Annotated in this window: 19 protein-coding genes; 12 read left to right on the forward strand and 7 right to left on the reverse strand. The window is 61.4% G+C overall.

Features of this window, described 5'->3' with window-relative positions; translation table 11 throughout:
* Window positions 1-2: 2 nt before the first annotated feature.
* Together QEO92_RS02415 and QEO92_RS02420 are read right to left on the reverse strand one after the other, a co-directional pair.
* Window positions 3-1,838, reverse strand: coding sequence for a tetratricopeptide repeat protein (locus QEO92_RS02415; RefSeq protein WP_227702034.1), 1,836 nt, complete (start codon window positions 1,836-1,838; stop codon window positions 3-5).
* Window positions 1,839-2,002: 164 nt separating this feature from the next.
* Window positions 2,003-3,019, reverse strand: coding sequence for a polyprenyl synthetase family protein (locus QEO92_RS02420; protein ID WP_227702035.1), 1,017 nt, complete (start codon window positions 3,017-3,019; stop codon window positions 2,003-2,005).
* A gap of 109 nt (window positions 3,020-3,128) precedes the next feature.
* On the opposite strand from QEO92_RS02420, the gene QEO92_RS02425 reads away from it, so the two are divergent.
* On the forward strand, window positions 3,129-3,350 hold the full coding sequence (locus QEO92_RS02425) for a putative signal transducing protein (protein WP_037159866.1): 222 nt from the start codon (window positions 3,129-3,131) through the stop codon (window positions 3,348-3,350).
* Window positions 3,347-4,135 carry a tRNA1(Val) (adenine(37)-N6)-methyltransferase gene (locus QEO92_RS02430; protein WP_227702036.1) on the forward strand — a complete coding sequence of 263 codons (789 nt, stop codon included), beginning with the start codon at window positions 3,347-3,349 and terminating at the stop codon, window positions 4,133-4,135. The genes QEO92_RS02425 and QEO92_RS02430 overlap by 4 nt, the downstream gene beginning before the upstream one ends.
* Here the strand turns inward: QEO92_RS02430 and QEO92_RS02435 are convergent.
* Window positions 4,113-5,450 (reverse strand): Nramp family divalent metal transporter, encoded by a 1,338-nt coding sequence (locus QEO92_RS02435; RefSeq protein WP_227702037.1) that lies wholly within the window; start codon window positions 5,448-5,450, stop codon window positions 4,113-4,115. The genes QEO92_RS02430 and QEO92_RS02435 overlap by 23 nt on opposite strands.
* Before the next feature lie 183 nt (window positions 5,451-5,633).
* Between QEO92_RS02435 and QEO92_RS02440 the strand changes: the two genes are divergently transcribed.
* The 10 genes from QEO92_RS02440 to QEO92_RS02485 all read left to right on the forward strand — a co-directional run bounded on the left by QEO92_RS02440 (window position 5,634) and on the right by QEO92_RS02485 (window position 15,350).
* A complete protein-coding gene (locus QEO92_RS02440; protein ID WP_210049296.1) occupies window positions 5,634-6,500 on the forward strand; it encodes a S49 family peptidase in 867 nt (288 codons plus the stop codon).
* A 28-nt stretch (window positions 6,501-6,528) separates the two neighbouring features.
* The gene (locus tag QEO92_RS02445) at window positions 6,529-6,723 is read left to right on the forward strand and encodes a hypothetical protein (RefSeq protein ID WP_227702038.1); all 195 of its coding nucleotides are present in this window, start codon (window positions 6,529-6,531) and stop codon (window positions 6,721-6,723) included.
* Window positions 6,724-6,815: 92 nt separating this feature from the next.
* Window positions 6,816-7,772, forward strand: a complete 957-nt coding sequence (locus tag QEO92_RS02450; protein WP_037159864.1) for a glycine--tRNA ligase subunit alpha — start codon at window positions 6,816-6,818, stop codon at window positions 7,770-7,772.
* Between the two features lie 102 nt (window positions 7,773-7,874).
* Window positions 7,875-8,426 (forward strand): LemA family protein, encoded by a 552-nt coding sequence (locus tag QEO92_RS02455; RefSeq protein ID WP_037158294.1) that lies wholly within the window; start codon window positions 7,875-7,877, stop codon window positions 8,424-8,426.
* 111 nt (window positions 8,427-8,537) lie between these two features.
* Window positions 8,538-9,809 carry a 3-phosphoshikimate 1-carboxyvinyltransferase gene (locus tag QEO92_RS02460; RefSeq protein ID WP_227702039.1) on the forward strand — a complete coding sequence of 424 codons (1,272 nt, stop codon included), beginning with the start codon at window positions 8,538-8,540 and terminating at the stop codon, window positions 9,807-9,809.
* Between the two features lie 46 nt (window positions 9,810-9,855).
* Complete coding sequence (locus QEO92_RS02465) at window positions 9,856-11,778, forward strand: DUF2207 domain-containing protein (RefSeq protein WP_227702040.1); 1,923 nt, start codon at window positions 9,856-9,858, stop codon at window positions 11,776-11,778.
* Window positions 11,779-11,892: 114 nt separating this feature from the next.
* A complete protein-coding gene (locus tag QEO92_RS02470; protein ID WP_227702041.1) occupies window positions 11,893-12,360 on the forward strand; it encodes an endonuclease domain-containing protein in 468 nt (155 codons plus the stop codon).
* A 1-nt stretch (window position 12,361) separates the two neighbouring features.
* A complete protein-coding gene (glyS, locus tag QEO92_RS02475; RefSeq protein WP_227702042.1) occupies window positions 12,362-14,665 on the forward strand; it encodes a glycine--tRNA ligase subunit beta in 2,304 nt (767 codons plus the stop codon).
* 48 nt (window positions 14,666-14,713) lie between these two features.
* The gene (locus QEO92_RS02480; protein WP_037159860.1) at window positions 14,714-15,034 is read left to right on the forward strand and encodes a type II toxin-antitoxin system RelE/ParE family toxin; all 321 of its coding nucleotides are present in this window, start codon (window positions 14,714-14,716) and stop codon (window positions 15,032-15,034) included.
* A 1-nt stretch (window position 15,035) separates the two neighbouring features.
* Window positions 15,036-15,350: a helix-turn-helix domain-containing transcriptional regulator gene (locus QEO92_RS02485; RefSeq protein ID WP_227702043.1), complete on the forward strand. Its 315-nt coding sequence runs from the start codon at window positions 15,036-15,038 to the stop codon at window positions 15,348-15,350.
* A 67-nt stretch (window positions 15,351-15,417) separates the two neighbouring features.
* Here QEO92_RS02485 and QEO92_RS02490 read toward each other — a convergent pair whose 3' ends face one another.
* The 4 genes from QEO92_RS02490 to QEO92_RS02505 form a co-directional block, all read right to left on the reverse strand.
* Window positions 15,418-17,250 (reverse strand): methyl-accepting chemotaxis protein, encoded by a 1,833-nt coding sequence (locus QEO92_RS02490; protein WP_227702044.1) that lies wholly within the window; start codon window positions 17,248-17,250, stop codon window positions 15,418-15,420.
* 270 nt (window positions 17,251-17,520) lie between these two features.
* Window positions 17,521-18,021, reverse strand: a complete 501-nt coding sequence (locus QEO92_RS02495; RefSeq protein ID WP_227702045.1) for a plant virulence effector HPE1-like domain-containing protein — start codon at window positions 18,019-18,021, stop codon at window positions 17,521-17,523.
* A gap of 134 nt (window positions 18,022-18,155) precedes the next feature.
* On the reverse strand, window positions 18,156-19,424 hold the full coding sequence (gene purD / locus QEO92_RS02500; RefSeq protein WP_227702046.1) for a phosphoribosylamine--glycine ligase: 1,269 nt from the start codon (window positions 19,422-19,424) through the stop codon (window positions 18,156-18,158).
* 105 nt (window positions 19,425-19,529) lie between these two features.
* Complete coding sequence (locus QEO92_RS02505) at window positions 19,530-19,739, reverse strand: hypothetical protein (RefSeq protein WP_037158281.1); 210 nt, start codon at window positions 19,737-19,739, stop codon at window positions 19,530-19,532.
* Between the last annotated feature and the right edge of the window lie 7 nt (window positions 19,740-19,746).

The following is a 19,746-nucleotide window of genomic DNA, read 5'->3' on the forward strand; positions in this document are numbered from 1 at the left end:
CGTCAGGATTTCTTGTCGGGATTTGCCGGTGCGGGCGGCGGCGGGGCGGCAGGCTCCGCCGGGCTGCGGTCGGCAGTGGTCGCGTTCGGATCGAGCGGTGGGAGGCCCCTCTCGATCTTTTCCTTGATGTGCTCGCGGTTGATGTCCTCGCCTTCGGAAACGAGCGCCCGGTTCCACTGGTAGACCGCTTCAAGCTTGCGCCCAACGCGCCAGTAGGCGTCACCCAGATGATCGTTGATCGTGGCATCGCCGGCGCGCAGCTGCACGGCCCGTTCCAGTTCCGTCACGGCATCGTCAAACTTGCCCATACGGTAATAGGCCCAGCCAAGCGAATCGACGATATAGCCATCATCAGGCCGCGCATCGACGGCGCGGCGGATCATGTCGAGGCCCTCTTCGAGGTTCTTGCTCATGTCGACCAGCGAGTAGCCGAGATAGTTCAGCACCTGCGGCTGCTCGGGATTGAGCTCCAGCGCCTTGCGGAAGTTCGGCTCGGCCTTGTCCCACTGCTTCAACCGTTCAAAGGCGATGCCGCGCTGGAAGAAGACCGACCAGTCGCCGGGTTTCGGCACGGGGCCGATCACCTCGACCGCCTTGTCGTAGGTCTCCGCCATGGCCTTGTAGTCCTTGGCTTCGGAAAGCACGCTGCCATAGGCGATATAGCTACGAATGTCGGAAGGATCGGAATCGATCAGCGCCTTCAGATGCTGTTTGGCTTCCTCCGCCTTGCCGGTTTCAGAGAGCGTCACGCCGAGCTGCAGTTCGGAAATCCGCCGCATCGGCGAATCGACCGGCACGCTCGAATAGAACTTGATGGCGCGCTCGGGCTGTTCAAGCTTTTCGGCAATGCCACCGAGCAGAATCAGCGTATCGGCGCTTTTGGGATCAAGCGCGTGGGATATCTGCAGGTAGAGCGACACCATGTCCTCGGCGCCCTGGCGATTGAGCGCACCGCCGATGGAAAAGAGCACGCTGGCCGCGCCTTCGGCGGCATTGGTTACCTGTTGTTGCGGCTTCTCGCCCTTTTCAATGCTCTGCCTGAGTGCTTTCAGGGGCGCGTAATTGGCCACCATGCCATCGCCGACAGCGATTGCATCGAGCGCCTTCTGCTTGTTGCCGGCGGCGGCCTCGAGACGTGCAAGCGCCATCACGGCACGCATGAAGGTATCGGGCGCGGTTGCCACGGCTTCGTTGTTGGTGACGGCCGTGTTGAGATGCTGGCGTGCCGTACCGATATCGCCGGTGACGAGCGCCATGGCGCCGAGCTGGTAGCTGGTGAACACCTTGTACCAGGCCGGCCCCTTGAGATTGGCAACATTGGCCATGGCGCGCTTGCCCTTGCCGGCGCCGATATCTGCCCAGGCGGAAAGGAGCTGATGCGTCAGCCGGTCGAGATCGTTCGGCCCGTCATAGGCGAGGACCTTTTTCGCCGTGTCGAACTTCTTGTCGCGCAGGGCGTCGAGGCCGCGGACGATCTTGGTGATCCGCTCGACGGCCGCATCTTCCTTCAGCGCGTCAGCCTCCTTGAGGCCGTCCTCGAAATCGCCGTTGAGCAGCAGCGAGATCATCAGCCTTTCGCGGATCTCCAGATTGGCCGGATCGAAATCGAGCGCCTTGCGGTAAAGCGAGATGGCGGTCAGGTAGTCATGATCCACGTCGGCGGTGCGGCCTGCCAGGAACGCGCCGGAAAACGAATTCACATCGCTGGCATCGAAAGTCACCACGTCTTCTGCCGTTGGCCTCGGATCCGCGGTTGCCGCGCGTGCAACCGGGCCGATGAAAAGCACGGCCGCAAGCGCCGCGCTGGAGAGCAGAAGAAGGCTGGATTGCCGCCGCATGAAAGGTGCCTTTCGTGTAGAGCCTGGTACGGCGCTGAAATCAGCCGCCACACATGCTCCAATTGATTCACAACAGAATGGCTTTTTTGAAGCACGTCCGCAAGGAAATCTCCCGCGCCGCAGACGGGCGGTGCCGGTCACACCTTCGTTAGTGATCCAGCGTGTTAATTGACGCGCTGGATGGAGAAATCGATGACTTCCAGAAGCGCTGCCTTGAGCGGCGACGCCGGTAACGGCGCCAACGCATCGCGGGCAATTGTGCCGTAATGCAGCGCACGGGCGATCGTGTCGTTCAGGGCATCGTACTTGTTGATGAAACCGAGCGCCTTTTCGAGGTTCTCGTCGCTGCTTTCGCCATTCTCGATCGCTTTGCGCCAGAAAGCGCGCTCGCTTTCTGTCCCTCGGCGATAGGAAAGGATGACGGGCAGCGTGATCTTGCCCTCGCGGAAATCGTCGCCGACATTCTTGCCGAGATCGGCCGCCTTGCCGCCATAGTCGAGTGCGTCATCGACGAGCTGGAAGGCAAGGCCGAGATTCATGCCGTAGGATCTCATCGCCGCGCGCCCGGCTTTGTCTGCATTGGCGACGATCGGACCGACTTCCGCAGCCGCGGCAAAGAGTGCCGCCGTCTTGGCGCGGATGACGGAAAGGTAATCATCTTCCGTCGTTTCCATATTCTTGGCGACGGAAAGCTGCAGCACCTCGCCCTCGGCAATCACGCAGGCGGCTGTCGACAGCACATCGAGCGCTTCGAGTGAACCGGCATCCACCATCATCTTGAAGGCCTGGCCAAGCAGGAAGTCTCCGACCAGCACGCTTGCCTGGTTGCCCCAGATCATCCGTGCCGTGGATCTGCCGCGGCGCAGATCGCTTTCGTCCACCACGTCGTCATGCAACAGCGTCGCCGTATGCATGAATTCGACGCTGGTCGCCAGCTTCACATGTCCGTCGCCTCGATAGCCGAACAGCGAGGCGGATGCGAGCGTCAGCATCGGCCTCAAACGCTTGCCACCCGATGAGATGAGGTGGTTGGCGACTTCCGGGATCATCTGCACGTCGGAGCCGGCTTTGGACAGGATCAGCTGGTTGACCCGCTCCATGTCCGCCTTGGTAAGGTCCACCAAAGGTTTGACGGACGCGGATTTGTTTTTACCTTCTTCAAGCGGTATGACGACGCCCAACGATGAGGCCTCCCTATCGAAATCTTTTAAACGACCATAGAAAGAGGCGGATAGGGCGGCAAGGGCAAATCGCATCCCGCCGGATTTAATGGGGTTTCAAAAAAGCGTCATGCTGGAGATCATCCGCACCAACGATGTCGTGATCCTGTCGCTGGCGGAAAGCCTGATGAAGGATGCCGGCATCCATTATATGATCGCGGACCAGTCGATGAGCGTGCTGGAAGGTTCGCTCGGGCTTCTGCCGCGCCGCTTTCTCGTCGAGGCGGAGAAGGCAGACGAGGCGCGAGGGATATTGAAGGATGCGGGCCTGGCGGCGGAGCTGAGGCCTTGACCTCCACTCATACCATCGACGCCTTCCATCGTGGTCGCTTCCATGTGACGCAGCCGAAGGGTGGGGGACATCGTTCCGGCGTCGACGCCATGCTGCTCGCCTCGCTGGTGGTGGCCGACAAGCCGGTTCGTGTGGCGGATCTCGGCGCTGGCGCCGGTGCCGCCGGCCTTGCCGTGGCCGCACGTCTGGAACAGGCCAGGATCCTGCTGGTGGAGAAATCGCCGCTGATGGCCGATTACGCCCGCCGGACTTTGGCGCTTCCCGAAAACGCCTTTCTGGCCGGTCGCGTCGAGGTGCTGGAGACCGATGTGACGCTGACCGGCAAGCCGCGAATTGCTGCGGGGTTGCTCGATGAGGTCTGCGACCATGTCATCATGAATCCGCCCTTCAACGATGCGGCCGACCGCAGGACGCCGGATGCTCTGAAAGCCGAGGCGCATGCGATGACAGAGGGCCTTTTCGAAGCATGGGTCCGTACAGCCGGCGCGATCATGAAGCCCGGCGGGCAGTTGTCGCTGATCGCCCGGCCGCAATCGATCGCCGAGATCATCGATGCCTGCGGTAAACGGTTCGGGGGACTGGAGATCACGCCCATCCATCCGAGGCCAGGCGAGAATGCCACGCGGATTCTCGTAACGGCCGTCAAGGGCTCGCGCGCCCGGCTGGCGCTGCGGGCGCCGCTCTTTTTGCACGGCGCCGATGGCCACGCCTTCACGCCCTTCGCGGACGATCTGAACAATGGCCGCACCGCCTATCCGCGGCTCAGCCCGAGACGAAATCGATAAGCAGCTTGACGTTCAGGACGGCGATGACGATGGCGATCAGATAGGCGATCGCGGTCAGCCAGCGCGGTGCGACGAGCGCACCCATCTTGATCTTGCTGGCCGTGAACATGACGAGCGGGAAGACTGCGAAGGAAAGCTGGAGGCTCAGCACGACCTGGGTCAGGATCAGCAGTTCTGCCGTGCCCTGGTCTCCGTACAACATCGTCACGAGTGCTGCGGGGACGATCGCAATGGCGCGGGTGATGAGGCGGCGAATCCAGGGCTGCAACCGTATTTTCAGAAAGCCTTCCATGACGATCTGGCCCGCAAGGGTTGCCGTCACGGTGGAATTCAGCCCGCAACAGAGCAGCGCGATGCCGAAAAGCATCGGCGCAATCGCAAGCCCGAGAAGCGGCGACAGCAGCGCATGGGCGTCACCGAGTTCGACGACATCCGTCTGCCCGTGAGCATTGAAGGCCGCCGCCGCAAGGATGAGGATCGAGGCATTGATCAGCAGCGCGAAGCAGAGCGCGACGGTGGAATCGATCGTCGCAAAGGTCAGCGCTTCCCGTTTTTCCGGCAGCGTATGGCCATAGGCGCGGGTCTGCACGATGCCGGAATGCAGGTAGAGGTTATGGGGCATGACGGTGGCGCCGAGAATGCCGAGCGCGAGGTAGAGCATCTCCGGATTGCGGACGATTTCGGTCGTCGGGAAGAAGCCCCTGATCACGCCGCCCCAGTCCGGATCGGCAAGGAAGATCTGCACCCCGAAACAGACGGCGATCACGCCGAGCATGGTGATGATAAAGGCCTCGATCCAGCGGAAACCGAGTTTCTGCAGGTAGAGGATGATGAAGACGTCGAGCGCGGTGATCAGCACGCCGAGTTCAAGCGGAATGCCGAAGATCAGGTTGAGGCCGATCGCGGTGCCGATCACCTCGGCGATGTCCGTCGCGATGATGGCGATTTCCGCCAGCGCCCAGAGGGGGATTGAAATCCATTTCGGGAAAGCGTCACGGCAGGCTTGCGCCAGGTCGCGGCCGGAGGCGATCGCAAGGCGGGCGCAAAGCGACTGGAGCACGATCGCCATCAGGTTCGAGAGCAGGGCGACCGCCAGCAGCGCATAGCCGAACTTCGATCCGCCCGCGAGCGAGGTCGCCCAGTTGCCGGGATCCATGTATCCGACCGCCACCATGTAACCCGGCCCGGCAAACGCGGCGATCCGGCGTAGCTTCGATCCCGACGGCACATGGATGCTGCGGTGAACGTCGGACAGCGACGCCTCTCCCGGTTGGTGCCGCCAGCCGTTCGGCTGGTCCCATCTCGACATGTCCATGATTGCAATATCTCCGTTTCCCACCCGGGCTTGGCATAGATATCCTCTTTTAGAATGATAATGCAAGTCATTCGCATCTAAGGATGTCAAAATGCCGCTTTCGCCGGACGCGAGCCATTGTGTTTGAAAATCCAGCGCATACATGCTGTGACAGGCTCAACACGACAAACAAAAGGAAGAGAAATGGCCGGGTTTTGGAAGAGGCTGGTGCCGAAGCGGTTCCGCAAGAAGGGCGTGACGATTCCCGTCGTCCGGCTCCACGGCGCGATCATGGCCGGCGGCAGCCAGTTCAAGCAGACCCTCAATCTGGCCACCGTCGCGCCCATGCTGGACAAGGCCTTTGCACATAAGGAGGCGCCAGTCGTCGCGATCGCCATCAATTCTCCGGGCGGTTCGCCGGTGCAGTCGCGCCTGATCTTCCAGCGCATCCGGGCGCTTGCCGAAGAAAAGGACAAGAAGGTGCTGATGTTCATCGAGGATGTCGCGGCTTCCGGCGGCTATATGATCGCGCTTGCAGGCGACGAGATCTTTGCCGACCCGACCTCAATCGTGGGCTCGATCGGCGTCGTTTCCGGCGGTTTCGGTTTTCCGGAACTGCTCCGCAAGATCGGTGTCGAGCGTCGCGTTTATACCGCTGGTGAAAATAAGATGATCCTGGATCCTTTCCAGCCGGAAAAGGAAGGCGATATCGAATATCTGAAATCGCTGCAGCTCGAAATCCACAAGGTCTTCATTGATATGGTGAAGATGCGCCGCGGCGAGCGGCTCGCCGATGATGCGACCATTTTTTCAGGTCTCTTCTGGAGCGGCCTGCGCGGCCTCGACCTCGGTCTGATCGACGGTTTGGGCGAAGTGCGCGAGGTCGTCAAGCGCCGCTATGGCAAGGATGCGAAGCTGGAACTGATCGGCAGCGCCCGCACGCTCTTCGGTCGCCGCGTGCCGGGCGTCGTATTCGGCGAGGGCAAATCCGCCGAAATCGCCGCAGGGGCAGCCACGGGACTTGCCGCGAGCCTGGAGGAAAGGGCATTGTGGGCAAGGTACGGCCTTTGAAAAGGCGAAAGGAACGCGCGAGGGGGAGATGGCGCAGCTTATATTTCTGATCATCGTGATTGGCGGCGGCTGGATGCTCTACAAGAAATTCATCAAGGATGCCGAAAAGCTCACCCAGCGCTCGAAGGAGCGGGAAAAGGAGCGCCAGACCGGCGCCATGGGCACGCTCGTCAAGGACCCGGTGACGGGAGAGTATCGCGTGAAGCGGGATGACGAGGAGTGACCGGAAACCGTTTGCCGGCCTATAAATCCTTGACCGGTGCCCCCGATGCGTGGCACTCGTCCGCATCCTCAATAAACAACCGTTTTATCGCCATGACCGATCTGCCCGCCCACATGTCTCCGACCCGCTCCTTTCAGGGGCTGATCCTGGCGCTCCAGAACTATTGGGCGGACAAGGGCTGTGCCATCCTGCAGCCCTATGACATGGAGGTCGGCGCCGGCACGTTCCATCCTGCCACCACGCTGCGTGCGCTTGGCCCGAGGCCATGGAGGGCCGCTTATGTGCAGCCTTCCCGCCGTCCGTCCGATGGCCGTTACGGCGAAAACCCAAACCGCCTGCAACACTATTACCAGTATCAGGTCATTCTGAAGCCGAACCCGTCCAACCTGCAGGAGCTTTACCTCGGTTCGCTGAAGGCGATCGGCCTCGATCCGTTGCTGCATGACGTGCGCTTCGTGGAAGATGACTGGGAAAGCCCGACGCTCGGCGCCTGGGGCCTCGGCTGGGAATGCTGGTGCGACGGCATGGAGGTCTCGCAATTCACGTATTTTCAGCAGGTCTGCGGCATCGAATGCGCGCCGGTCGCGGGCGAGCTCACCTATGGTCTCGAACGTCTCGCGACGTATCTGCAGGGTGTGGATTCCATCTACGAGCTCAACTTCAACGGCCGCGAAGGCGAGGAGAAGATCACCTATGGCGACGTTTTCCTGCAGGCCGAGCAGGAATATTCCCGCCACAATTTCGAATTCGCCGATACTGCGATGCTGCACCGGCACTTCATCGACGCCGAAAAGGAATGCCAGGCACTGCTCGCGGCAGGTGCTCCGGGGGGCAGCGCCAACCAGATGCTGCACAAATGCGTCTTCCCGGCCTATGACCAGTGCATCAAGGCGTCGCACGTCTTCAACCTGCTCGACGCGCGCGGCGTGATCTCCGTCACCGAACGCCAGAGCTATATCCTGCGCGTCCGCACGCTGGCGAAGGCCTGCGGTGAGGCCTTCCTGCTGACCGAAGCCGGTGGCGTCAACTTCGGCAAGGAAGCGGCATAAACAGCCGCCTTATCAAAGACTTTCGCGCGGTGCGTTTGACGCCTTCCAGGAAGTGTGCCTAGTCTCCGCTTCGGATTTACGCGTCTGTGGGGGATTCGTCTGATGTATATCCTGATCGGCATAGTCGTTCTCGTCGTCCTGTACGGCATCATGATCTATAACGGGCTGGTCAGATCCCGTCAGATGGCGGAGGAGGCCTGGTCCGGCATCGACGTCCAGTTGAAGCGCCGCGCCGATCTCATCCCGAACCTTATCGAGACAGTGAAGGGTTACGCAGCACATGAGAAGGGCACCCTCGAAGAAGTGGTGAAGCTGCGCAACCAGGCCCAGGCCGTGCCGGCCGGCGATGTCGCCGCCCGTGCCCAGGCGGAGGGCCTGCTGTCCCAGGCGCTTGGCAAGCTCTTCGCGCTCGCGGAAGCCTATCCGGACCTCAAGGCGAACCAGAACTTTTCCGAACTGCAGGCTTCGCTGGAAACGATCGAAAGCGAGATTCAGATGTCGCGGCGCTATTACAACGGCGCGGCGCGTGATCTGAACGTCAAGGTCGAAAGCTTCCCGTCCAACTTGGTCGCCGGTCAGTTCGGCTTTTCCAAGCGCGAATATTTCGAAATCGCCAACGAGGCGGATCGCGCGGTTCCAGCTGTCAAATTCTAGGAAACCGTCATTGGACCTTTGCACGGAAACGCTCTAAGAGCGCCGTCGAAGGTTGAAAAGTTATGGCGTGTCTTGCAGGCAGCGCCGCGAGTGACGGAAGAGACGATCATCATGGGCAGAGTGAAACTCACCATAGTGCCGCCGGGCAAGCCGCTTGTCGGCCGCGCCGTGCCGCCGGGCTCCAAGTCGATCACCAACCGCGCTTTGCTCCTGGCGGGCCTCGCCAGGGGAACGAGCCGGCTGACCGGCGCGCTGCGGAGCGACGACACGCGTTATATGGCGGATGCCCTGCGGGCAATGGGTGTGACAATCGATGAGCCGGACGAAACGACGTTCGTTGTCACCGGCATGGGCAAGCTCCTGCCGCCTTCCGCACCGCTTTTCCTCGGCAATGCCGGCACCGCGACCCGATTCCTGACGGCCGCAGTTGCTTCGGTCGATGGGACGGTCGTGGTCGATGGCGACGAGCACATGCGCAAGCGGCCGATCGCCCCACTGGTGGCGGCCCTGAAATCGCTCGGCATCGACGTCGAGGCGCCGACCGGCTGCCCACCGGTTACCGTGCACGGCATCGGCCATTTTGCATCGGGCCGGGTGGAGATCGACGCGGGCCTGTCGAGCCAATATGTTTCCGCTCTGCTGATGGCGGCGCCGCTTGCTCCGAAAGGCGCCAATGCGCCGGTCACCGTGGCGCTTGCCGGTGCGGAAATCGGCGCCCGCGGCTATGTCGACCTGACGCTCGCCGCCATGCAGGCATTCGGCGCCAAGGTGGAGCAGATCGACGCAGCAAGCTGGAAAGTCGAGCCGACCGGTTATCGGGCTGCGGATTTCGTCATCGAACCAGACGCTTCCGCCGCAACCTATCTCTGGGCCGCGGAAGTGCTGACCGGTGGGGCGATCGATCTCGGCGTTCCGAACGGCGCCTTCACCCAGCCGGATGCCAAGGCTTATGACGTGATTTCGAAATTCCCGTATCTGCCGTCCGAGATCGACGGTTCGCAGATGCAGGATGCGGTGCCGACGCTTGCCGTGCTCGCCGCCTTCAACGAGACGCCGGTGCGCTTTACCGGCATTGCCAACCTGCGCGTCAAGGAATGCGACCGGGTGCGGGCGCTGTCGCTCGGCCTCAACGAGATCCGCGAAGGTCTGGCGACGGAAGAAGGCGATGATCTGATTGTCGCATCCGATCCGTCGCTCGCCGGCCAGACGCTGCCGGCGGCGATCAACACCTTCGCCGATCACCGCATCGCCATGAGCTTCGCGCTGGCGGGCCTGAAGATCGGCGGCATCACCATTCTCGACCCGGATTGCGTCGCCAAGACCTTTCCGGATTATTGGGATGTGCTGGCCTCGCTCGGTGTCGCATACACGGATATCGAATAGGCGGGGCAAGAGGACACGGGCCAGGGCGCCGAAGGGGAGGGATGTCGTGATGCGGTGGTTCTCCGGTTGCTGCCTGCTACTTCTGCTGGCGCTGGCGGCGCTGCCCGCCCGGGCGGAGGAATATATCCGTTCCTACCATTCCGATATTCAGGTTGCTCAGAATGGCGACCTGACGGTTTCCGAGACGATCACCGTCAATGCCGAGGGCAACCGGATCAGGCGCGGGATTTTCCGCGATTTTCCGCTGACCATGGTGGATGCAAACGGCCGTACGCTGCGGGTGGGCTTCGATGTCCTGTCCGTCACCCGGGATGGGCAGGATGAACCCTATCATACAGAATCGGTGACCGGAGGCATCCGCATCTATGCGGGATCGGAAGACGTGCTCCTTCGCAATGGCGAGCACACCTATGTTTTCACCTATCGGACGGATCGCCAGATCCGCTATTTCGACGACCATGACGAGCTTTACTGGAACGTCACCGGAAACGGCTGGCAATTTCGCATCGCCAAGGCATCCGCCCGCGTGATGCTTCCGGGTGGACGAGTGACGCAGACGGCAGCTTATACCGGTCCGCTAGGCTCGACCGCACGAAATGCTCGCATGCAGGCGAATGGCAACGAGGCGGATTTCGTCACGACCCGTCCGTTGGGCGAAGAGGAAGGCCTCACCATCGTTGCCGGCTTTCCAAAAGGCGTGGTCGCGCCGCCCTCGGCGGATCAGGAGCGCAGTTGGTGGTTCCGCGACAGCCTCAACCTTTTCCTGGGCGTCGGCGGGCTCATTCTTGTCGTTGGCTATTACGTGATCTTCTGGAACCGCGTCGGCCGCGACCCCGCACGTGGCGTCGTCGTGCCGCGCTGGGATGCCCCTGACGGCATCTCGCCGGCCCTCGTCAACTATATCGACAACAAGGGATTTTCCGGTGGCGGCTGGACCGCCTTTTCCGCCAGCGCACTCGATCTGGCGGTGAAGGGATATGTCGTACTGGAAGACCTCAAGAAGAAGATTACCATCCGGCGGACCGAGAAGGCCGCGCCGAGAACCTTGCCGATCGGCCAGGCCTCCATCCTGGGCTCGATTGGCGCGCCGCGGCGAAGCCTCGTCATCGACGAGGCGCACGGCACTACGGTGCAGTCCGTGGGCGCGAGTTTTCGAAACGCGATGGAAAAGGAACACCGCGGCAAGTATTACAAGGCCAATACGGGTTACGTCATGGGTGGCGTGGCGCTGAGCGTGCTCTCCATCCTGGCGCTGATCATCTTCGGCAATCTTGAACCGGACATGATCGTCATGCTGATCATTCCTGCCTTTTTCGCGGTCTTCATCGGCGGGTTTGCCGTCAGCTTCGGCAAGGGTCTGCGCCGGGGCTCCTCGCTCATGTCGAAAATCGTATCGGTCATCGTTCTCGGGTTCATCGGCTTTGTCGCGCTGTCGGCCGGCTCGGCAATCCTGGTGGCAATCGTTTCGGAAATGACCGGCAGCGAACATTGGCCGGTTATGGTGGCGGTCGGCGGCATCGTGCTTGCCAATGTCATCTTCTTCTTCCTGATAGGCGCGCCGACGCCGCTCGGTCGCAAGCTGATGGATGGCATCGAAGGCCTGCGTATCTATCTGACGCTCGCCGAAAAGGACCGGATGAACATGGCGGGTGTGCCGACCATGTCGCCGCAGCACTTCGAGACATTGCTTCCCTATGCAGTCGCGCTCGGCGTCGAAAAGCCCTGGAGCCGTGCTTTTGAGGCCTGGCTTGCCACGGCGGCGGGGGCTGCCGCAGCCTCTTATGCGCCGGGCTGGTATAGCGGCGATTCCTATTCGAGCTTCGGCGACCGCATCGGCGGCTTCTCATCCTCGATGGCATCCACCATCGCCTCCACCATTCCCGCTCCGAAATCTTCGTCCTCGTCATCCGGCTTTTCGGGCGGCTCCTCAGGCGGAGGCGGGGGTGGTGGCGGCGGGGGAGGGTGGTGAGCCTCTATTGGCCAGTGTTGCAGTTTCGGCGGAGTGCTTGGTGGTGACGGTTCGGCATAACGTCACCTCCCCCTTGAGGGGGGAGGTCGCCGCGAAGCGGCGGGTGGGGGTGACATGATGGCCGGGAAAGAGAATAAACCGTCCAAACTCGACCGCTTCAAGATCGCCAATGCGCGCCGTCTGCGCAAAGACAGTACGGATGCCGAAGCCAGGCTCTGGCGTCATCTCTGGCGCATTCCCATAGAAGGAACGCATTTCCGCCGTCAGGTTCCGATTGGGCGCTATTTTGCAGATTTCGCCTGCCATCAGATCGGCTTGATCATCGAACTCGATGGCAGCCAGCATACCGAGAATGCAGCAAGACGGTATGACGAGGAGCGAACGGTTTACTTGGCATCGCAAGGCTATCACGTTATCCGCTTCTGGAATCATGAGGTTTTGAGTGAGCTTGAAGCGGTGCTGGATACGATATTTGCCATTGTGCAGGAGCGTCTAACTTTGATAGCAGAGGCACACGATTTTCACCCCACCCCGGACCTTCGGTCCGACCCTCCCCCTCAAGGGGAGGGTGAGGAAAACTGATATGCCCGATCTTCTTCTAGAACTCAGATCCGAAGAAATTCCCGCCCGCATGCAGCGGAAGGCCGCGGGAGACTTGAAAAAGCTTGTCACCGATGCGCTGGTGGAAGCGGGTCTGACCTATGAGGGCGCGCGCGAATACTGGACGCCGCGCCGGCTGACACTGGACATCCGTGGCCTGACGGCCCGTTCCGCCGACCAGCGCGAGGAGCGCAAGGGCCCGCGCACCGACGCGCCGGAAAAGGCGATCGAAGGCTTTTTGCGCGGCGCCGGCCTCACGTCCGTCTCGGAAGCCCAGGTCGTCAGCGACCCGAAGAAGGGCGATTTCTATGTGGCGGTGATCTCCAAGCCCGGCCGTCCGGCTGAAGAAATCATCGCCGATGTCATGCCCGGCATCATCCGCGATTTCCCTTGGCCGAAGTCGATGCGCTGGGGCGCTGCCTCCATGCCGAAGGGCATGCGTTACGCGGGCATCGAGGGGAAGGGTTCGGAAAGCCTGCGCTGGGTGCGCCCGCTGCAGTCGATCGTCTGCGTCTTCGGCCCGGAGCATGAGGAAACGCAGGTCATCCCGTTCGAAATCGACGGGATCGTGGCCGGCAACGTCACCTATGGCCATCGCTTCCATGCGCCGGAAGCGATTACCGTCCGCCGATTCCAGGATTATGTTTCGAGCCTCGAAAAAGCGAAGGTCATGCTCGATGCCGAGCGCCGCAAGGACGTGATCCTGCATGATGCACGCGATCTCGCCTTTGCCAACGGCCTGGAACTGGTCGAGGACGAGGGCCTGCTGGAAGAGGTCTCCGGCCTCGTCGAATGGCCGCATGTGCTGATGGGCGAGTTCGAGCCCGAATACCTCGAAATCCCCTCGGAGATCATCCGGCTCACCATCAAGACGAACCAGAAGTGTTTCGTCACCCGCCCGCAGGGTGGTGAGAGCCTGTCGAACCGCTTCATCCTCGTATCCAACATCGAGGCGAAGGACGGCGGCAGGGAAATCATGCACGGCAATGGCAAGGTGGTGCGCGCCCGTCTTTCGGACGCAAGGCATTTCTGGACCCGCGACCAGGGCGACATGCCGGACCTCGATACGCTGGTGGAATCGGCCAGGAAATTCGACCTCGACCTGAAGAAGCCGCTCGACCAGCGCATGGCCAAGCTCGACGCGCTGAACGTCACCTTCCATGCCAAGCTCGGCACTCAAGGGCAGCGCGTTGCCCGCATCCGCGATCTTGCCGCTCAGCTCGCTCCGATCGTCGGCGCGGATGCCGCGCTGGTCGATCGCGCCGCGGTGCTGGTAAAGGCCGACCTGCGTACCGAGGCGGTCGGCGAATTCCCGGAACTGCAGGGCCTGATGGGCCGCAAATACGCAGCGCTGCAGGGCGAGAATGCCTCTGTCGCCGCCGCGATCGAGGACCACTACAAGCCGCAGGGCCCGTCCGACCGTGTACCCGATGACAAGGTGGCGATCACCGTGGCGCTCGCCGACAAGCTCGACACCCTCGTCGGCTTCTGGGCGATCGACGAAAAGCCGACCGGCTCCAAGGACCCTTATGCGCTCCGTCGCGCAGCGCTGGGTGTGGTTCGCATGCTGCTGGAACGGAAAGTCCGCCTACCTCTGTTGCAGGCGTTTAGTGAAGCGCTTGCCACTGTCGAGGAGCACATCCGCGATCCGGAGGCAGATAAAGACTTTGAAGCTGCTCTTCGTCTTGATGCCGCCGGTGATTCCGAAGCTCTTGAGGGGGTGATGGAACGCACATATCAGAGAAGACTGGATCTGTCGGCCATCGCCATCGACCTCCTCTCCTTCTTCCACGACCGCCTGAAAGTCTATCTGCGCGACATGGGCGCACGGCACGACATCATCGATGCGGTGCTGACGCCGGACGCCGACGACCTCTTGCTAGTCGCGCGCCGCGCCGAAGCGCTGACGGCTTTCATCACGTCGGAGGATGGCAGGAACCTGCTCGCCGGCACCAAACGCGCCGTCCAGCTTCTCGCTGCCGAGGAGAAGAAGGGCACGGTCGTCGCCGATGGCGTCGCTGACGAGCTTTTGCGGCTCGATGCGGAAAAGGCGCTCTGGGCGGCGATCAAGGTCGCTTCGAAAGATGCAGCGGATGCGATCGCCGGGGAGGACTTCCTATCAGCCATGGAAGCTCTTTCGAAGCTTCGCGCACCGGTCGACACCTTCTTCGAGGAAGTTCTCGTCAACGACGAGGATGCCGCGATCCGCGCTAACCGCCTGGCGCTCCTGAAGGCGATCCGCGAGGCGACCGGTACAGTCGCCGACTTCTCGAAAATTTCCGGCTGATTCCACAAAGTCATTGGTGCGTGGTGACATATGTGTTACCATGTTCCGATGAAGATCACCGAATACCTGGACCGGAATGGAAAGAGCCCGTTCGGGCAGTGGTTCGCGAAAATCGACGCACGCGCGGCCTCGAAAGTGACGGTCGCATTGGCGCGGGTCGGACAGGACAATCTTTCGAACGTCAAATCGGTCGGTTCGGGTGTGCTGGAATACCGGATCGATTACGGACCCGGTTATCGGATTTATTTCGGCCGCGATGGCGGGCAATTGATTGTCCTGCTGGTAGGCGGGACGAAGCAACGCCAGCAGAGCGATATCGAGACTGCACAGGCCTATTGGCGGGATTACAAATCCAGGAAAGGAGGCTGACATGGCGCTGACACGGGAATTCAAGGAAACTGTCAAGGCTCGCCTGGATCAGGACCCGGCGTTTCGCGCTGCATTGCTGTCCGATGCTGTCGAGCTTCTACTCGATGGCGATCTCGATACCGGCAAGAGCGTTCTTCGCGACTTCATCAATGCCACGATCGGTTTTGAAGCGCTCGCACGGAAGGTGGACATGCCTGCGAAAAGCCTGATGCGCATGTTCGGACCTAAAGGCAATCCGCGCGCGGACAACCTGTTCAATGTCATCCGGGCGCTGCAGGAAAGCGCGGGCATCCACCTTGCCGTGGCTGCGGCCTGATTGCCTTAAAACAAAACCGCCGGGCTTTTGGCCCGGCGGTCTTTCGTCCTCCACTTGAAGGTCCGGCTCAGCCTGCCTTGCGCATCTTCTGCGCGGTGTGGTGCAGGCTGCTGATGCCGTCATTACCGACGCGGAAGCCGCGGATCAGGTTGAGCAGCTCGTCCGTGTCGGTGGCCAGCGCTTCTGCCGAAGCCGTGGTTTCTTCCGCCATGGCGGCATTGTGCTGGGTCGCAGCGTCGAGCTGGTTCAGCGAGGAGGAGATCGAGCGCAGCGTCGTGTCCTGTTCGGATGCCGAATGGGCGATCTTGCCGACGATGTCGCTGGCGGCCTTCACCTGGCTGGAGATGCGCTTCAAGGCTTCGCCAGCCTCGCCCACCAGGCGGACGCCGTTCTGCACCTGGCCGGACGAGCGGGAGATCTGGTCCTTGATCTCCTTGGCGGCAGCGGCGGAACGCTGCGCCAGTTCGCGCACTTCCTGGGCGACGACGGCAAACCCCTTGCCGGAATCGCCGGCGCGAGCGGCCTCGACACCGGCGTTCAGCGCCAGCAGGTTGGTCTGGAAGGCGATGTCGTCGATCACGCCGATGATCTTGGAGATCTCTTCCGACGAGTGCTCGATGCCGCCCATGGCGTCGATCGCCTCGGCGACGATCTGGTCGGAACGGTTGGCTTCCGAGCTGACCGAGGTCACCCGCTGGGCGGCCTCGTGGGCGCCTTCGGCGGTCTGGCGGACGGCGACGGCAAGCTCGTCGAGTGCGGCCGAGGTTTCCTCCAGATTGGCTGCCTGGCGTTCGGTGCGTTGCGAGAGTTCGTTGGAAGCGCGGCGGATTTCCTCCTTCGATCCGCCGATGTCGATGCCCTTGGCATTGACCTTGGCCATGGCGGCTTCGAGATGCAGGATCGCCTCGTTGAAGTTGTGGCGAAGCGTTTCATATCGCGGGCCGAGATCGCCGCAGCGGATGGTGAGGTCGCCGTTGGCAAGCGATTCCAGCGCCTCGCCGATGATGGAGACGACGCGGGCCTGCATCACGGCTTCCTGCTGCTGCATGTCGAGGTTTTGCTGGCGCTCGCGATCGAGTTCCTGCTTTTGCTGCTCCTCGCGCGCGGCCATGGCATGGCGCTCACGGATCTTCTCCTGAAGCTCCTGCGTCGCCTTGGCCATCATGCCGACTTCATTCGCCATGTCCGTATGCGGAACCTTGATGGCGACGTCCTCGTCGGCAACGGCTTCAAGCGCTGCGTGAACCGCGCCTAGCGGGCGAGTGATATTGCGGATGACGAAGAATGCCAGGATCATCGCAATGATGACGGCGACAAGCCCCGCGACGGCAACTTCGGCGATCGCCTTGTTGATCTTCGCGTCGAGATCGTCGATGTAGACACCCGTCGCAACGACGATCTGCCACGGTTCGAAAGCCTTGGAATAGACTGCCTTCTTGTAAACCTCATTGGCTGGCTTGCCGGGTTTTTCCCAATAATAGGTGGTGATACCGCCACCGGCGCGGCCATGGGCGACGATCTCCTCACGGAAGAGATTGCCCATCTTGTCCGGCTGGCCTTTCTGGTTCACGCCGACCAGTTTCGGGTTGTAGTGAAACTGCGTAACCGTGTCGTAGTTCATGCCGAAGATGTAGCCTGCGGGCTCGAACTTGATTCCTGCTGCGGTTGCATAAGCCAGGCGCTGTGCCTCTTCATGCGTCAGCTTGCCGGCTTTTTCCTGCTCGTAATAGGATTGCAGGATCGAGGTTGCCGATTCCACCTGCGTGCGAAGCATGTCGTAGCGCTCGGCGTAGATCGATGCGATCGACGTGCGCACCTGATAATAAGTCACGGCCGCGAACGCGACCATGATCGCCACTATCAGCAGCAAAAGCTGCTGGGATATCTTGAGGTTCTTCATGTTCCACTCTTTGGCAGCCGAAATCTCCCGGTGGAGCCGGCAAAATGAGGTTGACCTTGGGGAGGGCGCTTCCTGCGCCGTAACGTGCTGCATGCACTGCTCGGAAAGACAGTGATGCCGAAAATTTGAATAAAAATTTAATTATGGGAAGCTTGACAGCTTAGAATGATAATAAATTAGCCAAACCGGCTTGAGCGAGGCATTAAATTCGCGTTAATCGCGAATTATAACTCTTCGTATGTTGCGCAGATTGTAAATATTATCGGATGCTTATTCGATCGGCCGCAGCCGCAGTTCCAGCTCATTGAAGGCAGCCGCCACGGATACGGCGGAGGCTTGAACCGGTTCGGCAGTCCCGTCGGTTGCGACAGCGCTTGTGGTGGCATCGAGATCGATGCCATCCAGCGTTGCTAGCCCCGTCTCTGTCGAGCCGTCGGTCGTCGGATGAAGTTCGGCAATGGCACTGTCTGTGGCCATCCAGTCGGGCAGCTTGCTGATGTAGATGACGGGCGAGCCGCCGAACCACGCTTCGGTGCGGACGAGCTTTTTCTCACCGTTGATGTCGATGATTTCCGTCTTCTGGATGCCATTGGCCAATTCCGGCACCTTGTAGGTGGATTCGTTCGCTCTCGGCTTGGGGACCGGGCAGTCGGTGCACCGTTTTTCGACAATGCTGGCGCCGGAGGGATTTGCTCCGCTGATTGTCGTGATGGAAGACGCGAAGGCCGCACCGCTTGCAAGCACAAGAGCCGTAGTCAGAACGAGACGCATAACCGGAACCCTTTTCTAGGTCCGGAAAAGGTAGCGTCGTTTCGTTTCCATCCCGTCAGGATAGTCGGTAAATTTTGAATGAATCGGAGGGTGCAGCGTCTGGTTCTGTTCGCGCTCGATGGCGCGCCAGCCCCTCAGTTCTCGCGTGCAACGGCGCGCCAGCCAATGTCGCGGCGGCAGAAGCCGTTTTCCCATTTCACGTTGTCGATGAGCGCATAGGCCCGGGTCTTCGCCTCCGCGACCGTTCTTCCGGTGGCCGTCACGTTGAGCACGCGGCCGCCGGTTGCCACGAGCGCGCCATCCTTCATCGCCGTGCCGGCATGGAATATCTTCTCGCCAGCCGATGTTTCCGGCAGGTGCGCGATCGGCGTGCCTTTGTCGTATGAACCGGGATAGCCCTTCGAAGCCATCACCACGGTCAGCGCCACATCGTCGCTCCATTCGGCCGAAACCTGGTCGAGCGTTCCGGTCGCGGCGGCGTGAAGCAGGTCGAGCAGATCGCTCTTCAGCCGCATCATCAGCACCTGGCATTCCGGGTCGCCGAAGCGGACGTTGTATTCGATGAGCTCCGGCCCCTTGGCGGTGATCATCAGCCCGGCAAAGAAGACGCCGGTGAAGGGATAGCCGCTGTCCGACATGCCGCGGATGGTCGGCTCGATGATCTCCTTCATGGTGCGGGAGACCATGTCGGGCGTCATCACCGGCGCCGGCGAATAGGCGCCCATGCCGCCGGTATTCGGCCCGGTATCGCCGTCGCCGACCCGCTTGTGATCCTGGGCGGTGGCGAGCGCCAATGCGGTCCTGCCGTCGGACAGACAGAAGAAGCTTGCCTCTTCGCCGTCGAGATAGGCTTCCACCACCACTTCCGCACCGGCTGCGCCGAAAGCGCCGTCGAAACAATCGTCGATCGCGGCAAGCGCCTCTTCGAGCGTCATGGCGACGGTGACGCCCTTGCCAGCCGCAAGGCCGTCCGCCTTCACCACGATCGGCGCACCCTGTTCCCTCACATAGGCACTGGCTTCCGCCGCGTTGGAAAAGCGGCGATAGGCACCGGTCGGAATATCGTAGCGGGCGCAGAGATCCTTGGTGAAACCCTTGGAACCTTCGAGCTGAGCCGCCGCAGCAGAAGGCCCGAAAACGGCGATGTTCCTTGCGCGCAAATCATCGGCAATGCCGGCGACCAGCGGCGCTTCCGGCCCGACCACGACGAGGCCGATCGCCTTGTCGAGGCAGAACGCGGCGACCGCCTGGTGATCATCGATGTTGAGGCCCACGAGTTCGGCATGTTCGGCAATGCCGGGATTGCCGGGTGCCGCATAGAGCTTGCCGAGTTTCGGCGACTGGGCAAGCTTCCATGCGAGCGCATGCTCGCGTCCGCCCGAACCGATCAAGAGAACCTTCATGCCTCATCCTCGCTTGTGCTTTCCCGGGCGGTTAAGGGGAGGGCCGGGAAAGGTCAAGGGAAAAGGTCACGAGATACCGTCATCCCGTGACCTTTGACGGCAGTCCTAATATTGCGACGGGCTCCAGATCTTGCCCTGTCGGATGTTCAGCGTCGTCTGGAAGATCACCCGGTTCCGGTAGGCCAGAAAGGGTACCGGCTCGTTTCGGGACGACGCGTCGTCCAGTTTTTGGTCGAGATACGAAATGATGGATTCCAGCTCTTCGGTTGCAACCGCAGTTTCCAGTGCCAGCATCCTGGCAGCTTTCATAGGCATTCATACC

Origin of the sequence: Neorhizobium petrolearium (genome assembly GCF_029854435.1) — a bacterium.
Taxonomy (GTDB): domain Bacteria; phylum Pseudomonadota; class Alphaproteobacteria; order Rhizobiales; family Rhizobiaceae; genus Neorhizobium; species Neorhizobium petrolearium.

Bases quoted from the DNA above. Each gene is read 5' to 3' on its own strand.
- QEO92_RS02415 (WP_227702034.1), bottom strand. From the start codon at position 1,838: ATGCGGCGGCAATCCAGCCTTCTTCTGCTCTCCAGCGCGGCGCTTGCG.
- QEO92_RS02490 (WP_227702044.1), bottom strand. From the start codon at position 17,250: ATGAAGAACCTCAAGATATCCCAGCAGCTTTTGCTGCTGATAGTGGCG.
- QEO92_RS02435 (WP_227702037.1), bottom strand. From the start codon at position 5,450: ATGGACATGTCGAGATGGGACCAGCCGAACGGCTGGCGGCACCAACCG.
- QEO92_RS02505 (WP_037158281.1), bottom strand. From the start codon at position 19,739: ATGCCTATGAAAGCTGCCAGGATGCTGGCACTGGAAACTGCGGTTGCA.
- QEO92_RS02470 (WP_227702041.1), top strand. From the start codon at position 11,893: ATGATGGCCGGGAAAGAGAATAAACCGTCCAAACTCGACCGCTTCAAG.
- purD (WP_227702046.1), bottom strand. From the start codon at position 19,424: ATGAAGGTTCTCTTGATCGGTTCGGGCGGACGCGAGCATGCGCTCGCA.
- QEO92_RS02485 (WP_227702043.1), top strand. From the start codon at position 15,036: ATGGCGCTGACACGGGAATTCAAGGAAACTGTCAAGGCTCGCCTGGAT.
- QEO92_RS02440 (WP_210049296.1), top strand. From the start codon at position 5,634: ATGGCCGGGTTTTGGAAGAGGCTGGTGCCGAAGCGGTTCCGCAAGAAG.
- QEO92_RS02495 (WP_227702045.1), bottom strand. From the start codon at position 18,021: ATGCGTCTCGTTCTGACTACGGCTCTTGTGCTTGCAAGCGGTGCGGCC.
- QEO92_RS02460 (WP_227702039.1), top strand. From the start codon at position 8,538: ATGGGCAGAGTGAAACTCACCATAGTGCCGCCGGGCAAGCCGCTTGTC.
- QEO92_RS02425 (WP_037159866.1), top strand. From the start codon at position 3,129: ATGCTGGAGATCATCCGCACCAACGATGTCGTGATCCTGTCGCTGGCG.
- QEO92_RS02450 (WP_037159864.1), top strand. From the start codon at position 6,816: ATGACCGATCTGCCCGCCCACATGTCTCCGACCCGCTCCTTTCAGGGG.
- QEO92_RS02480 (WP_037159860.1), top strand. From the start codon at position 14,714: ATGAAGATCACCGAATACCTGGACCGGAATGGAAAGAGCCCGTTCGGG.
- glyS (WP_227702042.1), top strand. From the start codon at position 12,362: ATGCCCGATCTTCTTCTAGAACTCAGATCCGAAGAAATTCCCGCCCGC.
- QEO92_RS02455 (WP_037158294.1), top strand. From the start codon at position 7,875: ATGTATATCCTGATCGGCATAGTCGTTCTCGTCGTCCTGTACGGCATC.
- QEO92_RS02445 (WP_227702038.1), top strand. From the start codon at position 6,529: ATGGCGCAGCTTATATTTCTGATCATCGTGATTGGCGGCGGCTGGATG.